We start from the raw sequence: 18,678 nt of genomic DNA on the forward strand, positions 1-18,678 counted from the left end.
ATTAGACTAATTCTATTTAGGGGCGTAAACTTCCTCGTAAAACGATGTCTCTGGAAGAAGATCCTACGCCTATCGCTACAGGGTCTTTGTACCTTTCTTTTTGAAGATTTCGATTTACATACTCTAAATCTTCATTTCTTACTGTAAAGGTAATCCATTTTTCTTCACCAGCCTTCAAAAAAACCTTATCAAAATACTTTAATTGCTTCTCAGCTTGCACCACAGAGGTATTTTGAGGAGAAAAATAGACCTGGGGGATTTCATACCCATCTACTGACCCTATATTTTTTAAACGAAACTTTATCTCAAAGGTTCCCACAGACAGGTCGGAATATTCAAATTTTGTATAAGATTTCCCATATCCGAAAGGATACAGTGCCTCCTGATCTAACTCAACATAGTCATTTCCCCGAGGTCTGCGCTTATTATAATAAACGGGAAGTTGCCCCACACTTTTTGCCACAGAAATGGGCAATCTCCCACTAGGATTATATTTTCCCTTCAAAATTTCTCCAAGGGCCGTACCCCCATAAGCACCCGGATACCAAGCACATAATAAAGCATCAGCATGTTCCGCGGCCCAATTCATTTCCAGAGGCCTACCTTGAATGTAAATAACTACCAAGGGCTTCCCTGTGCTTTTCAACGCTTTCAAGAACTCCTCTTGTAAACCCATCAGACCTAAGGTGGCTCTATCAAATCCTTCTCCATTTTCCATGTCCATTAGATTCTGCCCAGAAGTCTGAGCTGCACCTGTATTTTCATAGACCGTTTTAAAATCTCTGGCACTAGAACCGCCAACTACCGCTATGATTATCTCAGAATTTCTCGCCAATTCCATAGCATCCTCCCAACCCTTCCTAGAAGTATCCCGAATGGCAACGCCCTTTGCATACTTTACATCCGTCTCAGAAAAGAGGTTTTTGATGCCTTCATATACGGTAACCATTTCACTTTCATCCTGAGGCGCTGTATAATCACCTAATTGATTATAAATAGCATGAGCGTTAGGACCTACCACTGCTATTCTCTTATACCTATCTCCCAAAGGCAGAATCTCATTTTTAAGGAGAACCACTGACTCTCTAGCCACGTCTAGAGCCACATCCTTATTCCTCTGGCTCCTTACCTCAGTTTTGGCTTTCTTTGGGTCTACAAATGGATGTTCAAATAAACCCATCTCAAATTTCCTGGCCAGGATCCTATACACCGCGGTATCCAACTGCTCCCCATCTAGTTTATCAAAGGCATTCCCTCCTAAATCCATATCCACTCCGGCATTCAAAGCCATTTTCCCAGCTGCGCTGAGATTCGGAACCACTCTGTGTGCACTGTAAACTCCGTCTATACTGAAAAGATCAGAAACAACAAATCCTTTAAACCCCCAATCACGCCTAAGCACTTGGTTGAGTAAGTACTCGTCAGCTGTACTAGGCACTCCATCAATGGAATTATAACTGGTCATAATAGAAAGTGCTCCTGCCCTTATCGCCTTTTCAAAGGGAAATAGGAAGTTTTGATGCAAATCTATGGGGCCTATATTTACAGCATTCCCGTTATGTCCTCCTTCGGAACTCCCATATGCCGCAAAGTGCTTTAAAGTAGAGATAACGGAAAAAGGTAGTTGTAAATTTCCACCCCCTGCCCCTCTCACTGCAGCCGCACCTAATTCTCCGGTCAATACAGGATCCTCTCCAAAAGATTCTTCTACCCTAGACCATCTAGGATCCCTGCTGATATCCAAAACCGGACCATAAGCTATATGTGCTCCTTGAAGTCGGATCTCCTTGGCTTTCACCTCCCAAGCCTTTTGCACTAGGTCTCTGTTCCAAGTGGAAGCCTGCCCTATACCAGTGGGAAAAACTGTAGTACCTATAGCCATATGTCCATGGGGAGATTCTTCCGCTAAAAAGATGGGAATGCCTAGTCGGGTATTTTCAATAGCATAACGTTGAATTTCATTCGCCACTTCAGCAGCCAGTTCAGGATCTAATCCAGTTTCCAAGGTCTTTTGTGTCCAGGGATCGGCACGAAAAACTGCCCAGAGAGCGCCAATAGGCTTAACCTTCATAAGGTCTTTGAACTTTTGAGAAACTGCTACGCTCCTCCCCTTTTTCTCATACATTTCCCAGCCCATGAGGCAGAGCAACTGCGCCCGCTTTTCCTCATAACTCATCCGGGAAAGAAGATCTGTTGTTCTGGTATGTACATCCAATTTTGGATTTTTATAGGCCGGAACTTGCGAAAAGAGTAAAACAGGAAGAAAAATTAGTAAAGTAGTTATTCTAAACATGTTTGGAGAATTGTTTTCAAAGATAAAGAAATGTACGGATCAGAAACACAATGTTAGTAGATATCCCTGACAACGAAAACAGAATAATATTTGGCAATTTTAAATAAGTCAACCAAACAAATGACCTGCAATAGTAAAATACCCCAAGAAAATTGCAAGGAATAGAAATATTGTAAGATAAAATATAATTTTTTGGAACAAAATATTAATTTATTAATTCTTCCTTTTACTAAATAATATATTGAATTTATATTTGATTTCAATATACATTTTAACAAAGTCTTGAATATACTTACCACCATCGAAAAGAGAAATTCAGGTGAGCCTGAGTTTCTACAGGCTGTTAATGAAGTTGCCGAATACATCATTCCTTTTATTGGAGAGAATCCTAAGTTCGAAAAATACAAGGTTTTCGAACGGATGGCGGAACCGGAGCGTGTATTGATCTTTAGGGTACCTTGGGTGGATGACGCCGGAGAAATCCAAATCAACAGAGGATATAGAGTTCAAATGAACTCGGCCATTGGTCCATACAAAGGGGGCTTGCGCTTTCACCCATCTGTAAACCTTAGCGTCTTGAAGTTCTTGGCCTTTGAACAGACCTTCAAAAATAGCTTAACAGGATTACCTATGGGCGGTGCTAAAGGTGGTTCTGACTTTGACCCGAAAGGAAAATCAGATGCAGAGGTGATGCGGTTCTGCCAAAGTTTCATGACTGAGCTCTATAGGCATATCGGACCTGACCTAGACGTACCCGCAGGAGATATTGGGGTAGGAAAAAGGGAAATAGGGTATCTATTTGGACAGTACAAAAGGCTTAAGAACGAATTTACAGGAGTCTTAACCGGAAAGGGATTCGAATGGGGAGGAAGTAGAATCCGCCCTGAAGCTACCGGATATGGACTTATTTACTTTGTACAGGAAATCTTCAAAGATGAAGGCAAAACCTTAGAGGGAAAAGTAATCGCCATATCGGGATCAGGGAATGTAGCCCAATTTGCCGCTGAAAAATCTATTCAATGCGGCGCTAAGGTGGTTACCATGTCAGACTCTAACGGATACATTTACGACCCTGAGGGCATAGATTTTGAAAAATTAGCATTCATTACGAATTTAAAAGAGATCAGGAGAGGTAGAATAAGTGAATACATCAATGCATATCCTTCTGCTAATTATGTAGCAGATGCAAAACCCTGGGCTGTTCCTTGTGACATAGCCCTTCCATGTGCCACTCAAAATGAGCTGAACGAAACAGATGCTCAGCAATTAATTAATAATGGCTGTAGATTCGTAGCAGAAGGAGCAAATATGCCTTGCACCAGAGAGGCTGTTGCCATTTTCAATAAACAAAAGATCACCTATGTACCGGGAAAGGCGGCAAATGCGGGCGGAGTAGCGGTATCAGGTTTAGAAATGACCCAGAATAGCCTACGCTACGCTTGGGTAAAAGACAAAGTAGATGACCGACTTAAGATGATCATAAGAGGAATTCATGCTACCTGCGTTAAATATGGCAAGGAAGCGGATGGGCACATTAACTATGAGAAAGGAGCAAACATTGGTGGATTTGTCAAAGTAGCTGAAGCCATGATTGATCAAGGGGTAGTTTAAACCTCCTTCACAAAAGCTATATTTCTTTTAAGACCTTCCAGTTTAGTTCGCTCCACCGCAGATTTCTTAAACAAATGAGAGAAGATCTCTGAGGTAATCTCGTCCCAATCCTGGAAGGTTTTTAAATTCTCATTCGGATAGAATTCCTCAGTAGAATGAGGACGGGCAAAGGAATTCCACGGACATACGTCCTGACAAATATCACAGCCAAAGATCCAGTTCTCCATCTTGCCTTTAAACTCATTAGGGATTTGATCCTTCAGCTCAATGGTCAAATAAGAAATACACTTACTTCCATCAACTTCATAAGGGGTTATAGCATCTGTGGGACAAGCATCTATGCAAGCTGTACAAGTACCGCAATAATCCCTAATAGGCCCGTCTGCCTGCAAAGGCAGATCTAGAATTAATTCAGCAATGAAGAAGAAACTCCCCATCTTTCTGTTGATGAGATTGGAATTCTTCCCAACCCAACCTAAACCGGCTTTCTTTGCCCAAATCTTATCCATTACAGGAGCAGAATCTACAAAGATCCTACCTCCCACCTCTCCTATCTCCTTTTGAATCCGCTCAAACAGTAATTTAAGCTTGTCTTTTATTACGTAGTGATAATCCTTCCCGTAGGCATACTTGGAAATCTTATATGGAGATGCATCCAAAGGCTCTTCAGGATAATAATTGAGAAGTAGAGAAACTACTGACTTGGCTCCATCTACTAGTTTTCGGGGATCTAGTCGCTTATCAAAATGATTAGCCATGTAAGCCATTTTGCCATGATAATTGCGATTCAACCATCGCTCTAACCTAGGTGCTTCTTCCTCCAGAAAATCAGCAGCAGAAATACCGCAGAAATCAAAACCTAGTTCTGCTGCCCAACTCTTAATCTCTTTTGAATAGTCTCTCATGGGAAAAGAAAAGCCGGAAAATCCGGCTTATTATTTCTTCTTCAAGGCAGCATTATAATTCTTTTCTGCCTGGTCCCAATTGACCAGATTCCAGAATGCATTTACATAGTCTGCGCGCTTGTTCTGATATTTCAAGTAGTAGGCATGCTCCCATACATCAATACCAATGATGGGGCAACCTTGAGTTTCTACCACATCCATATAGGGGTTATCCTGATTTGCGGTAGAGATAATCTTCAAATCTCCATTCTTCTGCAAGATTAGCCAAGCCCATCCAGATCCAAATCTTCCCGCAGCTGCTTTGTTGAACTCCTCCTTCATAGCATCTACGGACTTAAATGTCTCCTGGATCTTCTTTAATAATTTACCATTAGGTGAAGTGGCTTTAGGAGAAAGGATCTCCCAAAAGAAGGTATGATTCCAGTGTCCACCTGCATTATTGCGGATGGCTGTGCTGTACTTTGAAACATTCTTGATAATTTCCTCTAAACTTTTACCTTCAGCACCAGATCCCGGTAAAGCTTTATTTAAATTATCAACATATGCCTTATGGTGACGGGAATAGTGAATCTCCATGGTTTCGGCATCAATATGAGGCTCCAATGCATTAAATGCATATGGTAGTTTAGGCAATGTGAAGGCATCTGCCATTCTAGCTAAAACCGTCTTACTTGCGGCTAAGCCCAAGGCCAATGAAGCGATAAAACTCTTTCTTTTCATTTTGATTAAAAGTCAATTCTACTTAAAATACTCCGACCCAATGTAATCTCATCAGTATACTCTAAATCCCCTCCCACTGGAATTCCTCTTGCAATAGTTGAGATCCTGATGGGGAATTCGGCCAACTTTTTTCTTATATAGAACGCTGTAGTATCCCCCTCCATTGTAGGACTTAGGGCTAATATCACTTCTTTCACCTCTTCATTCTTCCGCAAACGCTCTACCAATGCATCAATATGCAATTGATTCGGTCCTATACCTTGCACCGGAGCTATGACTCCGCCTAACACATGGTAAAGACCTTGATACTGACCGGTATTTTCAATCGCCAATACATCTTTGGTATCCTGAACTACAGCAATAATGCTTCTTTCTCGCCTGTGAGAACTACAAATTTGACATATGCTTTGGTCGGAAATATTATGACATTCCGTACAAAAGGTAGTATTTTCTACCAAATTCACCAAAGCCGAAGAAAGGCTATGCGCCACCTGCTTATCTGATTTAAGCAGATGCAAGGCCATCCTCAAGGCTGATTTCTTACCGATACCGGGCAGTTTCGAAATCTCACTGACCGCTTCTTCTATGGTTCTAGATGGATAATTCAAGGTATTATCTCAAGATTATTTCTGCGGAAATGCCTCTATCAGTGATAGCTGTCCTGATAGGCACCAATTCCTCGTAATCACCGTTTTTAACAGCGCATTTGCCTTTGAAATGAATGATCAAAGTGCACTGCTCAGCTTGTTCATACGTGTGATCACAGTACTCCACTAAGGTCTCAATAACGTGGTCAAAGGTATTCACGTCATCGTTAAATACCACTAGAGAATACAACTTCACATCATCTAGAACCACCTCTTCTTCTACAAGTACTTCCGTCTCCGGCGCTGATTTCATAAATACTAATCTTTGAACCAAAATTAAGCTTTGTATATCTATTTCTAAACCAAATCTTAAAAAAAATAGTTTCTAGGGTTGCTTTATAAAAATCCTTTAGTAGTCGGCAGGTTCCACATAATTTCTGATATTTGCCCAAAAGATTAAAAATTATTACATGAGTCCTTTAATAGCTCTATCTATTTTATTCATTTATTTCTCCATACTGATCCTTATATCCATTAAGACTTCGAAAAATGCTGACTCAGCTTCTTTCTTTTTAGCCAACAAGGCCGCTCCCTGGTATCTGGTGGCATTTGGTATGATAGGCACCAGTATTTCAGGCGTAACCTTCGTATCAGTGCCTGGAAAAGTAGGAGCTGAATCCTTTGGATATTTTCAAATGGTTTTGGGTTTTGTACTGGGTTATTTATTTATTGGAACAGTATTAATGCCTCTCTACTATAGATTAAATCTGATTTCCATTTACCAGTTTTTCCAAACCAGGTTTGGGTATTGGTCGTACAAAACCGGATCTGCTATTTTCTTAATTTCGAGGACTATTGGTTCAGCCGTACGTCTCTATGTGGCGGTAAGTGTACTTCAGATGGCTATTTTTGGACCTATAGGCATCCCTTTTGAACTATCTGTCATCTTTACTATATTACTCATCTGGGTATACACATTTAAGGGGGGGGTGAAAACCATTTTGATCACAGATACCCTTCAGACCTTCTTCTTAATAGCCGCATTAATTACTACCATCTTCTTACTAAAAAATCAGATGGGTTGGGGTCTTACGGATATGTTTACGCAGATTGGAGCTTCTGATTATTCAAAGATCTTCCACTTTGATCAAGGATGGTCTGATAAACAAAACTTCTTTAAGCTTTTTATCAGCGGTATGTTCATCACTATTGTGATGACGGGTATGGACCAGGATTTGATGCAGAAAAACCTTTCTTGTAAGAACATCAAAGAGGCTCAAAAAAACATGCTTTGGTTTACCGTAACGCTTGTAGTAGTAAACCTGCTCTTCTTGAGTTTGGGAGCCATGCTTTTCCTTTACGCCAATAAGACTGGTATCCAAGTTCCGGCAAATAGTGACGAATTCTACCCTATGATGGCTCTTGAAATCTTCAACGGACCAGAATTTGGCATAGCGGGTATGTTAGTAGGAATTACCTTTCTGATTGGTATTACCGCTGCTACTTATGCTTCATCAGATTCTGCCCTTACGGCTTTAACCACTGCATTTTCTGTGGACTTTATGAATGTGCAACAAAAAACGGAAGAAGAGACCATAAAGATCAAAAATCGTGTACACGTAGGTTTCTCCATAGTTTTTGTCATTGTCATATTGATCTTCCATGCTCTTAATAGCACGGATTTGATCACGGCCATCTATAAGATAGCCAGTTACACCTATGGTCCATTACTTGGTCTGTTTGCCTTTGGTATCTTCTCTAAAAAAGCCGTTTGGGACAAAGCTGTTCCTTATATCTGCTTTGCCTCCCCGGTCATCACCTACCTTTTGGAACAAGCTATACAAAAAGGAACAGGATACAAATTCGGATTTGAAAATCTTCTACTAAATGGACTAATTACTATACTAGGTTTAGCCCTATTTGGGAAAAAGGAGAAATAATACCCTATTCTACTTCCTGTTTGATAAAGAATATTCAACAGGAAGTAGAATAAACCAAAAATATCTTGGAAGATTCACACAATCAAATTACATTTGAGAAAAGAAATAATCTTCTATGTTAAAAAGATTACTACTACTATTCATCCCCACAATTACTTTTGCACAATCTGAATTTAAACCCTATTCCCAAAAAATCAATGGCACATCCCTTAGTTTCGAACTGGTTCCTGTAAAAGGAGGGGAATTTATTATGGGCAATAATGGGGGTGCCGATGACGAAAAACCTGAACATAAGGTGGAAGTTAGCCCCTTTTGGATGAGTGCATTTGAGGTCACTTGGGATCTGTTCGAGCCCTTCGTGTACAAAGATTTAGAAAAAACACAAAGCTCAAGTATAAGTGCAGAAGTAGATGCTATTTCTCGTCCCAGCAAACCTTACTTAGATATGACATTTGGCATGGGAAAATACGGATATCCCGCTATTGCCATGACCCAATACAATGCCATCCAATTTTGCAAATGGCTTTATGCTAGGACGGGAGTGTTTTATAGACTTCCAACTGAAGCGGAATGGGAATACGCAGCCAAAATGGGCATGCAAGATGGCCCATTAGAAGAATATGCCTGGTTTAATCAAACTCAAACCCAAAAGGTAGGTACTAAAAAACCGAACAAATTTGGTATATATGACCTGATAGGTAATGTTGCTGAGTGGACGTACGACCAATATGATCCTGAATTCTACAAGAATCAAGAAGGGAAAAAAGATCCAATAAACCCTCCAATTAAACTATACCCTCATGTAGTTCGTGGTGGCTCCTACATGAGTGAAAGAACATATTTGAGCCCTACTGCGAGAGATTATTCAGATCCTAGTTGGAAGCAAATAGACCCACAGGTACCCAAAAGTAATTGGTGGATGCCTGATGCTCCATTTGTAGGAATTCGCTTGGTTAGGCCTTTGAGTGTCCCTAGCCCGGAAGAGATTGCAGCTTATTATGACAAACAACCCATAAAAGACTATTGAACATGAACGGACGTAGAGAATTCCTCAAGACTTCTGCGCTACTATCTGGAGCAGCATTAGTGAATAGTTTACCCTTCCAGGCTGCTTATGCTGCCGCCGGAAATGACCAAATCAAGGTGGCTGTAGTAGGTTGCGGCGGGCGTGGTACAGGTGCGGCTTTTGACGCTCTGAACTCAGGGGTAAACATGAAGATTGTAGCACTTTGTGACGCTTTCAGAGATAACCTTGACCGCGCCTACAGCTCCCTAAAAGAAAGATTCCCTGAAAAAGTAGATGTAGCAGACAGCAGGAAATATGTAGGATTTGAAGGATATAAGTCGGCTATAGCTGATGCTGACGTAGTCATATTAGCTACTTCACCCGGCTTTAGACCTATCCATTTTGAAGAAGCCGTTCGCCAGGGCAAGCATGTATTCATGGAGAAGCCCGTGGCGGTAGACATTCCGGGAGTTAGAAAGGTATTAGCTGCTGCGCAGATTGCTAAGCAGAAAAAACTTAACGTGGTGGTTGGTCTACAGAGAAGATACCAAACGAACTATCGTGAGGCCATCAAGAGGATTCAGGACGGTGCTATCGGGGATGTAGTAGCCGGTCAGGTGTACTGGAATTCCGGTGGAGTATGGGTGAGACCGCGTCAACCTCAACAAACTGAGATGGAATACCAGATGAGAAACTGGTATTATTTCAACTGGCTGTGCGGAGACCATATCGTGGAACAACACGTTCATCAACTAGATGTAGCCAACTGGATAAAGGGCTCTTACCCTGTTTCTATTCAAGGTACAGGAAGCAGGGCCCACAGGACTGCTAAAGAATACGGGGAAATCTATGACAACTTTTCAATAGAAATGACCTATGCAGACGGAAGTGTGATCTTTAGTCAATGTGCCCACTTTGAGGGAGCCGCTAACCGGGTAGATGAAACCTTCCAGGGAACCAAAGGTAGAACCTATCTATCCGCTAACGGACAAGCCGTGCTATACGACTGGAAAGGCAATGAAATCTATAAGCATAATCCAAAAGGTAACCCAAACCCCTACCAACAGGAACATAAGGAACTTTTTGAAGCCATAGCCAAAGGGGAATACAAGTTTGATAATGCAGAATATGGCGCTTATAGCACGTTAACAGGTATTATAGGCCGGTTAGCCTGTTACACCGGTAAGGTTATCAAATGGAACAAGGCCCTTGAATCAAATATAAGTTTGATGCCTGACAGGTTTGCCTGGGATGCGAATCCGAAAGTTTTACCTGACGCGAATGGTTTTTATCCGGTGGCCGTCCCGGGGGTAAATACCGAGAAATACATTGAATCATAAAAATACTGTCTAGGCAGTATTTTTTTTTGCTTTTAACCTTCCAATTTTGACCTTGACAAAACCTTAACCTATGAAAATAATCAACCTCCTCATTGCGGATGATCACCCTATGGTGGCCGACAGCCTCGGTTTATTATTAGAGAGTGAGCCCTCCTTTAACATTGTGGGAGTTGTAAATAATGGCTGGCAAGCTATACAATTTGTACAGAAATACGGAGTAGACATAGTACTTGCTGATTTACAAATGCCTTTGCTAAATGGTTTAGAGATGGCCGAAAAACTGAAAGAACAGTTTCCTAAAACAAAGGTGGTCATCTTAACGATGAGCGAAGATTCTCAGAACATAAAAGCAGCTTTAACACTGGGTATAGAGGGATACATTTTAAAAAGTGCTACCAAAACGGAGCTTATTCAATGCATCAAGGAAGTAAGCGAAGGTAAGAGATATTTCAGCGAAAGGATAGAAAAGATCCTGAACCAGATTCCTTCAGAGGCCACTCCGTCCGGAAAACTAGCTTCGGAAGAGATTAAATCTTTAACCAGAAGAGAAAAAGAGATTATTAGGTTAGTGGCAGAGGATATGTCCAATGCTCAAATTGCTGAAACGCTGCATATAGCCCCTACCACAGTGGAGACCCATAGGAGGAATCTCATGAAGAAATTAGGGGTCAACTCCGCAGTGGCCTTGATAAAATTAGGAATGAAATATGGTATAATAACTCATGAATAAGAAACAGATCAAAGAAGAACTGGCCAAGTACAAAGGCCAAAAGGTAGTTGCCCTAGTGGTAAACGTAAAGGAAGTGACAGAAGACGGCATACATATCTTGTATACACCGGGAAACAAGGTGGAAACCATAGTGGTTAAAAAGCAAAAGGTCAAAAACTTTGAAAGCTTAAAACGCGCGTCTGCTGAGATCCAAAGCTTAAAAGGCAAAGATTATACTACTCAGGTAGTTATTCTGGAAAAATCAGATGACTCAGAAGAGCAAGTTCCGGATGTATCTCAAAGACCTTGCCCGGTAACCTGGATACGTTTTGAACAAGACGGAGATGATCTAGATTTTGATGTAATTTGATGCAAAGATTCTTTTTAGAAGCATCTGAATTTGAACAACTAGAAAAGCAGGTATTTGAGAATAAAGATCACTTTCTCTCAGCTACTTGTTACAGAACAACAGATAATCTAGCGCGCTGGATTGAAGAAAAAGGTTTTGTTAGCACAAAATTCTTTGCCATACCTCAAAACGGCTTAATCACCCTTAATGATGGCACTATTTGGGAAAATCATCAAGCTTTAGCCATACAGAAAGCAACTCATACAGGGCTAAAGATAAGGATTTTCGACTTACATCTTCCGTACACACACTCCCTGGAATTAGATGAGTGGATCAGCCTCTTGTCCGGTTATTCGGAAAATACTATCTTGCAAAAGATCCATGTGATCCAATTTCCCAGCGAATATTTTTGCCCGATGAAAAAAGACTTTTCTACACTCTTTAAAAACTTTATCAGGGAATGTTAATTAGTCCGGATCCTGCGTATTTGTCCTTTTGGTTAAGCCACATCCTAAAGCAAACCGTCACCATTCAAGAGGTGGAAAAGATTAGGACTGGGGAAAAGTATATCTTAAATCTTGATAATAAATTCCTCATCAAGCAGTGTTTAAGAGATTTGGACTTACCCTTACTACATAGGGAAAAGAAAGTTCTACAGGCTCTTTCTTATTCCGAATGTGTCCCACAGGTAATACATGCAGAGAATAATCTCCTTGTACTTGAATATATCAACGGAGAACCTCTACCTTTTTCTACCTTGGAAGATCTCTTCATAGTCATCTCCCAACTACCAAACCAAGGCAAATTACCTAAAGCCGAGCCTTATTATTTGTTTTCAGATGCTGAATATACCTTTCTCAAGAAGTTCAATACAAAATTGGCAGAAAAAGTAAGATCCCTGAGAAAAGACTATAGATATGAGGATGTTATTCATGGCGACTTAAAACCTGCAAACATCATTAAAGACCCTCAAGGGAATTTGAAGTTTATAGATTGGGAGTACGGAGGAAGTGGCGATAGATGTTGGGAAATGGCCATGTACTATTCAGAGTATCTCATGTCCATGAACTCCTGGCAAGAGATTCATACGCTATCACCCATTGATGATTTAGACCTCTTCCTTTACCTGAACCCGGAGATCCAACGAGGCCTAAGCCTGGTTAGAAGATATTTGGGGCCTGAATATCCAAAATTTGTCCAATTTTTGGGAGTTTGTATCCTGGGGAAAACCGTTTTTAGGTCAAAACACAAGGTATCCTCCATTCAGTCTCAATACTCCTATCGACTCAGTTCTGCACTATTATTAGACTATCATGTTAGCATTCTTTAAAGCTCTCGAAGATGCAGAGTTTCGTCCGGAAGGAAAAACCGTTCGACAACTGTATGAACTTTATTTGGGATCTGACCCACATAAAGAGAAAGGCAATATCTTGGCATCTCTAAATAAGCTCATCAAACCGGAGCTTGCAGAAGGCCGGATGCTAAAACCATTAGATAAAGCCCGGATCTTAGCGGAATCCAATGCGGAACCCCTGCTCTTGTTTCCAGGAGAATACTTACTAAGAGGAACAGAGCTTCTCTATTACAAAACAGCATATTGGCACGACAAGTCATTCTTTTACTTCTTCAAGAATAGAACTCGAAGTTACCCCTCTTCCCATCATGGGAGAATGTACTTCAATTTAACTCTAAGAGGCGCTCTGCACGCCCTGAAAGCCCTTTCACAAATCCCAGACCAATACTTTTTGGTGAAGTGTTTCTATGATGCTTCCTATTTCCATAGAAGGGACATCATCATCCTAACCTTCCCTCTTTTCCATTTTGATTTCTTCTTGAATTGGTGTAAGAATTATGCTGATCAGCATCCTGAGCATTTTAGAGAAGGAGTACCTTACTTTTTATATAACATAAGAAAAGGGCTAGGATATGGAGAAAATCCTGAACATGACAAGGACAGTTTTGGGACCCAAAGAGTAAAGGTTATGAAGGAGTTTTTAGACAAGGGAGGCTCTTTAAATACTTTTCTAAAGAAGAAAGGATATGACCCCAAGGCATTCTATAAGAATCCGGGAAGTCCTTTTAGCTCTTTGTATGAGGGATGGTGATTTTTATATAGTTATGGCCTTCTTCGTACCTAAAAGCTAATGTACCCTTCAAACGGGTTTCGATTCTCTCTCTGACTGAGCTGGAACCTAAACCTTGGCCTTCCATCTTTATTTCATTGCCATTGTCCATCAAATGGACCTCTACCCTATCTGCCACCTCAGTAATGGAAAGTTCCACTCTATCTCCGTCACAATATTTGGTGATATTAGTCAGCAACTCCATCAAAGCTCCATAAAGCTCAAAGTCAGCATCAGGGTTTAGGCGCTGATTCAATGTACTTTTAAAAGTGAACAATATTCGTGGGTTATCGTTCAGGCGATCGATGAATCGCTCCAAGCTAATCACTAAGCCCTGCTCCTCCAGGTCCTTCGGGAGAAGGTTATGCGACAAGTACCTTACGCTAGAATAGGCATCTCCAAGCATCCCTTCAATTTTTTCTAGAATCTCTTTCTCCTTTTCACTTTGAGGAGTAAAGGCTGCAAAACTCCACTTAACCGCTGAAATCAAGCCTCCTAAGTTATCATGGAGATCATTTGCCAGTCGCTTTCTCTCCAAAAGTTTACCTTCCAATAAGGCCTGAGAAATCTCTTTATTTTTCAATGCCAAGGCAGTGTTAGCTTTAGATAGTTCAGCCGTCCTTTCTGCAATCCGGACCTCCAGAATCTGATTAAACTTGTCTAATTCTTCCGCTTGTCGCCTGATGGTAATACTCTTACTTCTAGTATACAAGAAAAGGATGATGAAGATTATAGTCAAAACGGTCACCAAAGCTCCTCCTAGAACCAGAGCCAGGTTCCTTTGCTTTTGAACTTCAATTTCTAATTGCTGACTTCTATTCTGCTCTTCCTGTAAATTTAGCAAGTAACCGTACTCTGCTGATTTCAGTCGCACATCCTGATCCTGCTTCGCAATCTCCTGTTCCACTCGAAGCAAATCCTTCAGTATAGGTGCAGTAGCATTTCCTCTGCCTGTAGCCTCGTAAATATCTAGTTTTAGTTGGTAACAGTCCCTCAGCTCCTTTTTATTTTCAAAATGCCTAATCCCCTCTATAGCTTCAGAGATTTTTTGTTCTGCATCTTTCATTTGACCCAAAGCAAAGTAACATTCTGCCATTTCTTTCTTAAGTAAGGCCTGAGGTCCATTTACTCCTGAAAACACCTCCATACCCTTCTCAAAGAAAGAGAGTGCTTCCTGATATTTCTTTTGTTTCAGACGGATACTACCCATATTAGAGAAGAAGTAACCCTCTCCTGATCGATATCCTGCATCTTTAGATAAATCATAAGATTTCCTAAACATCATCTCAGCTGAATCCAAACTTGCTTTATGCAGGTATACCAAGCCATAATTATTATACATCAGGGCAAGTCTTGGCGATTTCTGATCTTTCTCAGCGTTTTCTATGGCTTTGTCGTAATAAGCCGCAGCCGCATTTAGATCACCTTCTTGTCTTTTATTAATAGCCAAAGCATGAGAGATCTCAGAGATGAAGTACTCTGCATTTAACTTTTCAGCATATTTCAATGCTTCGAACAAGTAGAAATCAGAATTGAAATAATTAGATCTGTAACCTTCGATCTGCCCCCTTAATCCGAAGGTTAGCATCATTTTGACATCTGTAGCCAAACTGCTTTTTTGGGCTTGGTCTAGTAGTGCTTCGGCCTTTTTATAATCGCCTCTATTCGCTAAGGCTACCTCCGTAGAATCATATATAGCCCGAGCCTTACTCAGATCAGGATGAGCGGGCAGAACGAAAAGCAAGCTTAGTACTCCTAAGAGTAAATTCATCAGGTTGAGGGTAAAGGAATTAATCTGAGGTCGAAATTAATGGATTTTTCATAAAAATACTGTCTTGACAGTATTTTTTGGGCTAATAATGAAATCTAATTTTGTATCGAACTAACTCCTAAAATGTACCATGAAAAACGAAACCATTAACCTTAACAGGATCATGTATCTAAAGGCCGACTCTAACTATACTGAATTCCATTTCACCTGTGGAAAGAAACAATTGTCACCTCGTACATTAAAGCATCATCAGAATCGTCATGAATTAAAAGATTTTCTTAGAGTTAATAACTCACTGCTACTAAATCCTACGTACATCGATGGCGTTTGCAAAAAAAACAGTACTTCCATAGTAAAACTAAAGAACGGCATGGAGGTAGTAGTGTCTCGCAGAAGGCAGAACGTTTTGCAAGCCATTAAACAACATCCGTCCCATTGATCCACTGGGACGGTTTTGTCTAAACTTTATGAAGAAGATAATTAATTTTACTTTTGCTTGGGACCTCATCACAAAAACCGGCTATTTAACCCTCATGGATGAAGATGGAGAGAGGCACGCTTTCCAGAATCTCGGAGCAGAAGAACTTCAACTTTTGGCACATAATCTAGAAAATTATCCGGCATATATAGATCAGAGCCACTGGATCCTTTGGGGCACACCGGAATCACATGATTAAACTTTTTTGCGTATTGAAGCTCAATATGTACCTTTGGGTGAATAAATCAATACAAAAAAGATGAAGAAGACCTTATTGGGAATCCTTTCCACTTTCGTGCTACTGGCATGCAATAATTCCCAAAATTCGGATGCACAACTTGACCTGGAGTCACTCAATGACAGCACCACTATCTACAATGAAGACGGGACGGTTTCAAATGATTTCCAACCTTACGGAAAAGCTAAGGCTCAAGAACTTGCTCTAGCTAGAAAGAATGAGATAGAAGCAATTTTGGAAATGAGGGGAGTTACCTCTACCAATGTTTCCCCACTATCCCGAGCCCTGCAAAAAGAACTTGCCTTCAATGAATGGGACGTAGTAGAAGAAGGTGAATTTGTTCAAGAAGGAAATATCATACTTACTTCCCTGATTTTCGGCCCTTTTGACGGGAACGGTAGAGGATATAGTGTTTTAGGCATTTCTGATAACAAGCTATATTTATCTGCGGCCCATTGGGAAAATACGGCGATTGACTCCGCTTATAATATCCAAATGGCTGCTGATAAAAAAATCAACTTCGTAGACGGCAATTTGCAAATTGTTTCACCTTCTAAAGGCAATCTATTGCTCAAACTGGTATCCGATGGATTATAAGGGTCTCGAAACCTATTTTCTTAATAAATTAAAGAAGGAATTACCATTATCCTTAAGATATCATGACGTAGAACATGTAAGAGATGTCATTACGGCGAGTGAAAGGTTAGGAAAACTGGAAGGACTGAAGCTTCATGATTTAATTCTACTCAAAACAGCAGCCCTATTCCACGATAGTGGATTCCTGATACAAAGAGAAAACCATGAGGATATTTCCTGCAAAATAGCAAGAGATGAATTACCTGCCTGGGGATATACACAGGAAGATATAGAAATTATTTGCAGGACCATTAGAGCCACAAAACTCCCTCAAAAAGCGGAGACTTTATTGGAAAAAATCTTAGCAGATGCAGATTTAGATTACCTGGGTAGAACAGACTATGCAGAAATCTCCCATAAATTATACTTGGAACTCCAAATGGCATCTTTGCTCCATTCCACGGAAGAATGGCAAAAAATGCAGGAAGAATTCCTTCAAAAGCATACCTATTTTACTAAAAGTGCGCGAAATTTACGCCAAGGACAAAAGGAGAAGAATTTAAAATCGTTACAACATATGTCTAAAAAGCATCATGGCCCCTTATTCTCAGGAAATGATATTCTATTTTTAATTCTAAGTGTACTCTCTGCCAGCTTTGCGCTTAAGAGTTTTTTGGTTCCAAATCACTTTCTTGATGGAGGAGTTACAGGGATTTCCATTCTACTTTACGAAATCTACGGTTGGGACCTGGGCTTACTTTTACTTCTCCTAAATCTGCCCTTCATCGTACTTTCCTGGTATAAAGTGGGTAGGAATTTTGCCATCAGAAGCACCCTGACCATTGTTCTTATCGCTATCACCATGCAGTACATGCAATTCCCTGAGCTTACTCATGATAAGCTATTAGTGGCCATGTTTGGAGGTTTCTTCATGGGTATAGGCGTGGGATTAGGTATGAGAGGTGGCGGTACATTTGACGGTATGGAGGTTCTGGTTCTAATGACCACTAAGAAAAGTAGTTTCAGTATTACCGAACTTATCTTAGGCATGAACATATGCATCTTTGTCATAGCTGCTATCTTCATGAAAGTGGAAACCGCCTTGTATGCTATCCTTACTTATATCATAGCCAGTTTAACTACAAAATATGTCATAGAGGGAATAGAAGCTTATACTGGTGTTACCATAGTATCCGGAGAAAGTGCAGCTATCAAAAAAGCATTGGTTTTAGAACTTGATAGAGGTATCACTATCTATAAAGGTGAAAGGGGATTCATGAAAGATTCCTTCGATAAAAGCACTGAAGTAGATATCATATTTACCGTAGTGACCCGATTGGAGGTTAGGAGGTTAAAAAACACGGTTTATGCCATAGACCCTAAAGCATTTATCTTCACACAAACCGTGCGCGAGCCTCAAGGCGGTATAGTGAAAGAGATTGTCAAACATTAGATTTCTCTCTTCTCCTCTTGTATGCTTTTACAAAGGTGTACAGGAGGAATCCAAAGATAAGGATACCAAAGAACAACTTCACAAAGTCTAGTAGATCTCTCATTACCGCTAATAATACTATTGCTACCAAGAATAAAGTGGGAAGCTCATTAAAAAGCCGGTAAAACATAGAGGATCTCGTATCAATATCTTTATCCTGCATGATTATAACCCTTCTGCATGAGAAATGATAAACCACCAAAAGTACCAAAAGGGTTAATTTCACATGGATCCATGATTGTTGGAAGATGCCGGGATTAAGCGCTAACATACTCAAGCCACAAATCCAGGTAATCACCATAGCGGGAGTAGCAATCATTTTGTAAACCCTCCATTCCATAATAGAAAACTGTTTTTTCCAGTCTTCTCTCAGGTGTTCTGGCTTTTCATTCACTTCAGCTCTATAGACAAACATTCTCACTAAATAGAATAAACCTGCAAACCAGGATACAAATCCCACGATATGAAAAGCTTTGAAATAGCCGTAATATTCTAACATCCCTTTTTGTTATCTTTGATGACCAAAAATAATAAGGAAAC

General features: G+C 40.4%; 20 protein-coding genes. 13 read left to right on the forward strand and 7 right to left on the reverse strand.

Annotated elements, in window-relative coordinates:
* Window positions 1-16: 16 nt before the first annotated feature.
* Complete coding sequence (locus LBYS_RS06255) at window positions 17-2,293, reverse strand: glycoside hydrolase family 3 N-terminal domain-containing protein (RefSeq protein WP_013408030.1); 2,277 nt, start codon at window positions 2,291-2,293, stop codon at window positions 17-19.
* A 282-nt stretch (window positions 2,294-2,575) separates the two neighbouring features.
* On the opposite strand from LBYS_RS06255, the gene gdhA reads away from it, so the two are divergent.
* Window positions 2,576-3,904: an NADP-specific glutamate dehydrogenase gene (gene gdhA / locus LBYS_RS06260; RefSeq protein WP_013408031.1), complete on the forward strand. Its 1,329-nt coding sequence runs from the start codon at window positions 2,576-2,578 to the stop codon at window positions 3,902-3,904.
* On the opposite strand, the gene queG is transcribed toward gdhA, so the two are convergent.
* From queG to LBYS_RS06280, 4 genes are read right to left on the reverse strand one after another with little or no spacing between them, the layout of a single operon-like run.
* Entirely contained in the window at window positions 3,901-4,809 is a 909-nt protein-coding gene (gene queG, locus LBYS_RS06265) for a tRNA epoxyqueuosine(34) reductase QueG (RefSeq protein ID WP_013408032.1), read from the reverse strand. The two genes, gdhA and queG, sit on opposite strands and share 4 nt — an antisense overlap.
* A 30-nt stretch (window positions 4,810-4,839) precedes the next feature.
* Window positions 4,840-5,529 carry a superoxide dismutase gene (locus LBYS_RS06270; RefSeq protein WP_013408033.1) on the reverse strand — a complete coding sequence of 230 codons (690 nt, stop codon included), beginning with the start codon at window positions 5,527-5,529 and terminating at the stop codon, window positions 4,840-4,842.
* 5 nt (window positions 5,530-5,534) lie between these two features.
* Window positions 5,535-6,137 (reverse strand): recombination mediator RecR, encoded by a 603-nt coding sequence (gene recR / locus LBYS_RS06275; RefSeq protein ID WP_013408034.1) that lies wholly within the window; start codon window positions 6,135-6,137, stop codon window positions 5,535-5,537.
* Between the two features lie 4 nt (window positions 6,138-6,141).
* Window positions 6,142-6,429 carry an ATP-dependent Clp protease adaptor ClpS gene (locus LBYS_RS06280; RefSeq protein ID WP_013408035.1) on the reverse strand — a complete coding sequence of 96 codons (288 nt, stop codon included), beginning with the start codon at window positions 6,427-6,429 and terminating at the stop codon, window positions 6,142-6,144.
* Window positions 6,430-6,586: 157 nt separating this feature from the next.
* Between LBYS_RS06280 and LBYS_RS06285 the strand changes: the two genes are divergently transcribed.
* The 8 genes from LBYS_RS06285 to LBYS_RS06320 all read left to right on the forward strand — a co-directional run bounded on the left by LBYS_RS06285 (window position 6,587) and on the right by LBYS_RS06320 (window position 13,565).
* Window positions 6,587-8,056 carry a sodium:solute symporter gene (locus LBYS_RS06285; RefSeq protein WP_013408036.1) on the forward strand — a complete coding sequence of 490 codons (1,470 nt, stop codon included), beginning with the start codon at window positions 6,587-6,589 and terminating at the stop codon, window positions 8,054-8,056.
* A 115-nt stretch (window positions 8,057-8,171) separates the two neighbouring features.
* Window positions 8,172-9,083 carry a formylglycine-generating enzyme family protein gene (locus LBYS_RS06290; RefSeq protein ID WP_013408037.1) on the forward strand — a complete coding sequence of 304 codons (912 nt, stop codon included), beginning with the start codon at window positions 8,172-8,174 and terminating at the stop codon, window positions 9,081-9,083.
* Between the two features lie 2 nt (window positions 9,084-9,085).
* Entirely contained in the window at window positions 9,086-10,402 is a 1,317-nt protein-coding gene (locus LBYS_RS06295) for a Gfo/Idh/MocA family protein (protein WP_013408038.1), read from the forward strand.
* Between the two features lie 70 nt (window positions 10,403-10,472).
* The gene (locus tag LBYS_RS06300) at window positions 10,473-11,132 is read left to right on the forward strand and encodes a response regulator (RefSeq protein WP_013408039.1); all 660 of its coding nucleotides are present in this window, start codon (window positions 10,473-10,475) and stop codon (window positions 11,130-11,132) included.
* Window positions 11,125-11,481: a hypothetical protein gene (locus LBYS_RS06305; RefSeq protein WP_013408040.1), complete on the forward strand. Its 357-nt coding sequence runs from the start codon at window positions 11,125-11,127 to the stop codon at window positions 11,479-11,481. Before LBYS_RS06300 ends, LBYS_RS06305 begins: the two co-directional genes overlap by 8 nt.
* On the forward strand, window positions 11,481-11,927 hold the full coding sequence (locus LBYS_RS06310) for a hypothetical protein (RefSeq protein WP_013408041.1): 447 nt from the start codon (window positions 11,481-11,483) through the stop codon (window positions 11,925-11,927). The genes LBYS_RS06305 and LBYS_RS06310 overlap by 1 nt, the downstream gene beginning before the upstream one ends.
* Window positions 11,921-12,790 carry a phosphotransferase gene (locus LBYS_RS06315; protein WP_013408042.1) on the forward strand — a complete coding sequence of 290 codons (870 nt, stop codon included), beginning with the start codon at window positions 11,921-11,923 and terminating at the stop codon, window positions 12,788-12,790. The genes LBYS_RS06310 and LBYS_RS06315 overlap by 7 nt, the downstream gene beginning before the upstream one ends.
* Complete coding sequence (locus tag LBYS_RS06320) at window positions 12,774-13,565, forward strand: T3SS effector HopA1 family protein (protein WP_013408043.1); 792 nt, start codon at window positions 12,774-12,776, stop codon at window positions 13,563-13,565. Before LBYS_RS06315 ends, LBYS_RS06320 begins: the two co-directional genes overlap by 17 nt.
* Here the strand turns inward: LBYS_RS06320 and LBYS_RS06325 are convergent.
* On the reverse strand, window positions 13,540-15,354 hold the full coding sequence (locus LBYS_RS06325) for an ATP-binding protein (RefSeq protein WP_013408044.1): 1,815 nt from the start codon (window positions 15,352-15,354) through the stop codon (window positions 13,540-13,542). The two genes, LBYS_RS06320 and LBYS_RS06325, sit on opposite strands and share 26 nt — an antisense overlap.
* Window positions 15,355-15,484: 130 nt before the next feature.
* Between LBYS_RS06325 and LBYS_RS06330 the strand changes: the two genes are divergently transcribed.
* From LBYS_RS06330 to LBYS_RS18720, 4 genes are read left to right on the forward strand one after another with little or no spacing between them, the layout of a single operon-like run.
* The gene (locus tag LBYS_RS06330; protein WP_013408045.1) at window positions 15,485-15,793 is read left to right on the forward strand and encodes a LytR/AlgR family response regulator transcription factor; all 309 of its coding nucleotides are present in this window, start codon (window positions 15,485-15,487) and stop codon (window positions 15,791-15,793) included.
* A 28-nt stretch (window positions 15,794-15,821) separates the two neighbouring features.
* Complete coding sequence (locus LBYS_RS06335; RefSeq protein WP_013408046.1) at window positions 15,822-16,031, forward strand: hypothetical protein; 210 nt, start codon at window positions 15,822-15,824, stop codon at window positions 16,029-16,031.
* A 60-nt stretch (window positions 16,032-16,091) separates the two neighbouring features.
* Complete coding sequence (locus tag LBYS_RS06340) at window positions 16,092-16,667, forward strand: hypothetical protein (RefSeq protein ID WP_013408047.1); 576 nt, start codon at window positions 16,092-16,094, stop codon at window positions 16,665-16,667.
* A complete protein-coding gene (locus tag LBYS_RS18720) occupies window positions 16,657-18,099 on the forward strand; it encodes a YitT family protein (RefSeq protein WP_013408048.1) in 1,443 nt (480 codons plus the stop codon). Before LBYS_RS06340 ends, LBYS_RS18720 begins: the two co-directional genes overlap by 11 nt.
* Here the strand turns inward: LBYS_RS18720 and hemJ are convergent.
* A complete protein-coding gene (gene hemJ / locus LBYS_RS06350; protein WP_013408049.1) occupies window positions 18,089-18,637 on the reverse strand; it encodes a protoporphyrinogen oxidase HemJ in 549 nt (182 codons plus the stop codon). The genes LBYS_RS18720 and hemJ overlap by 11 nt on opposite strands.
* Window positions 18,638-18,678 lie beyond the last annotated feature (41 nt).

It is taken from the genome of Leadbetterella byssophila DSM 17132 (assembly GCF_000166395.1).
Classification (GTDB): Bacteria; Bacteroidota; Bacteroidia; order Cytophagales; family Spirosomataceae; genus Leadbetterella; species Leadbetterella byssophila.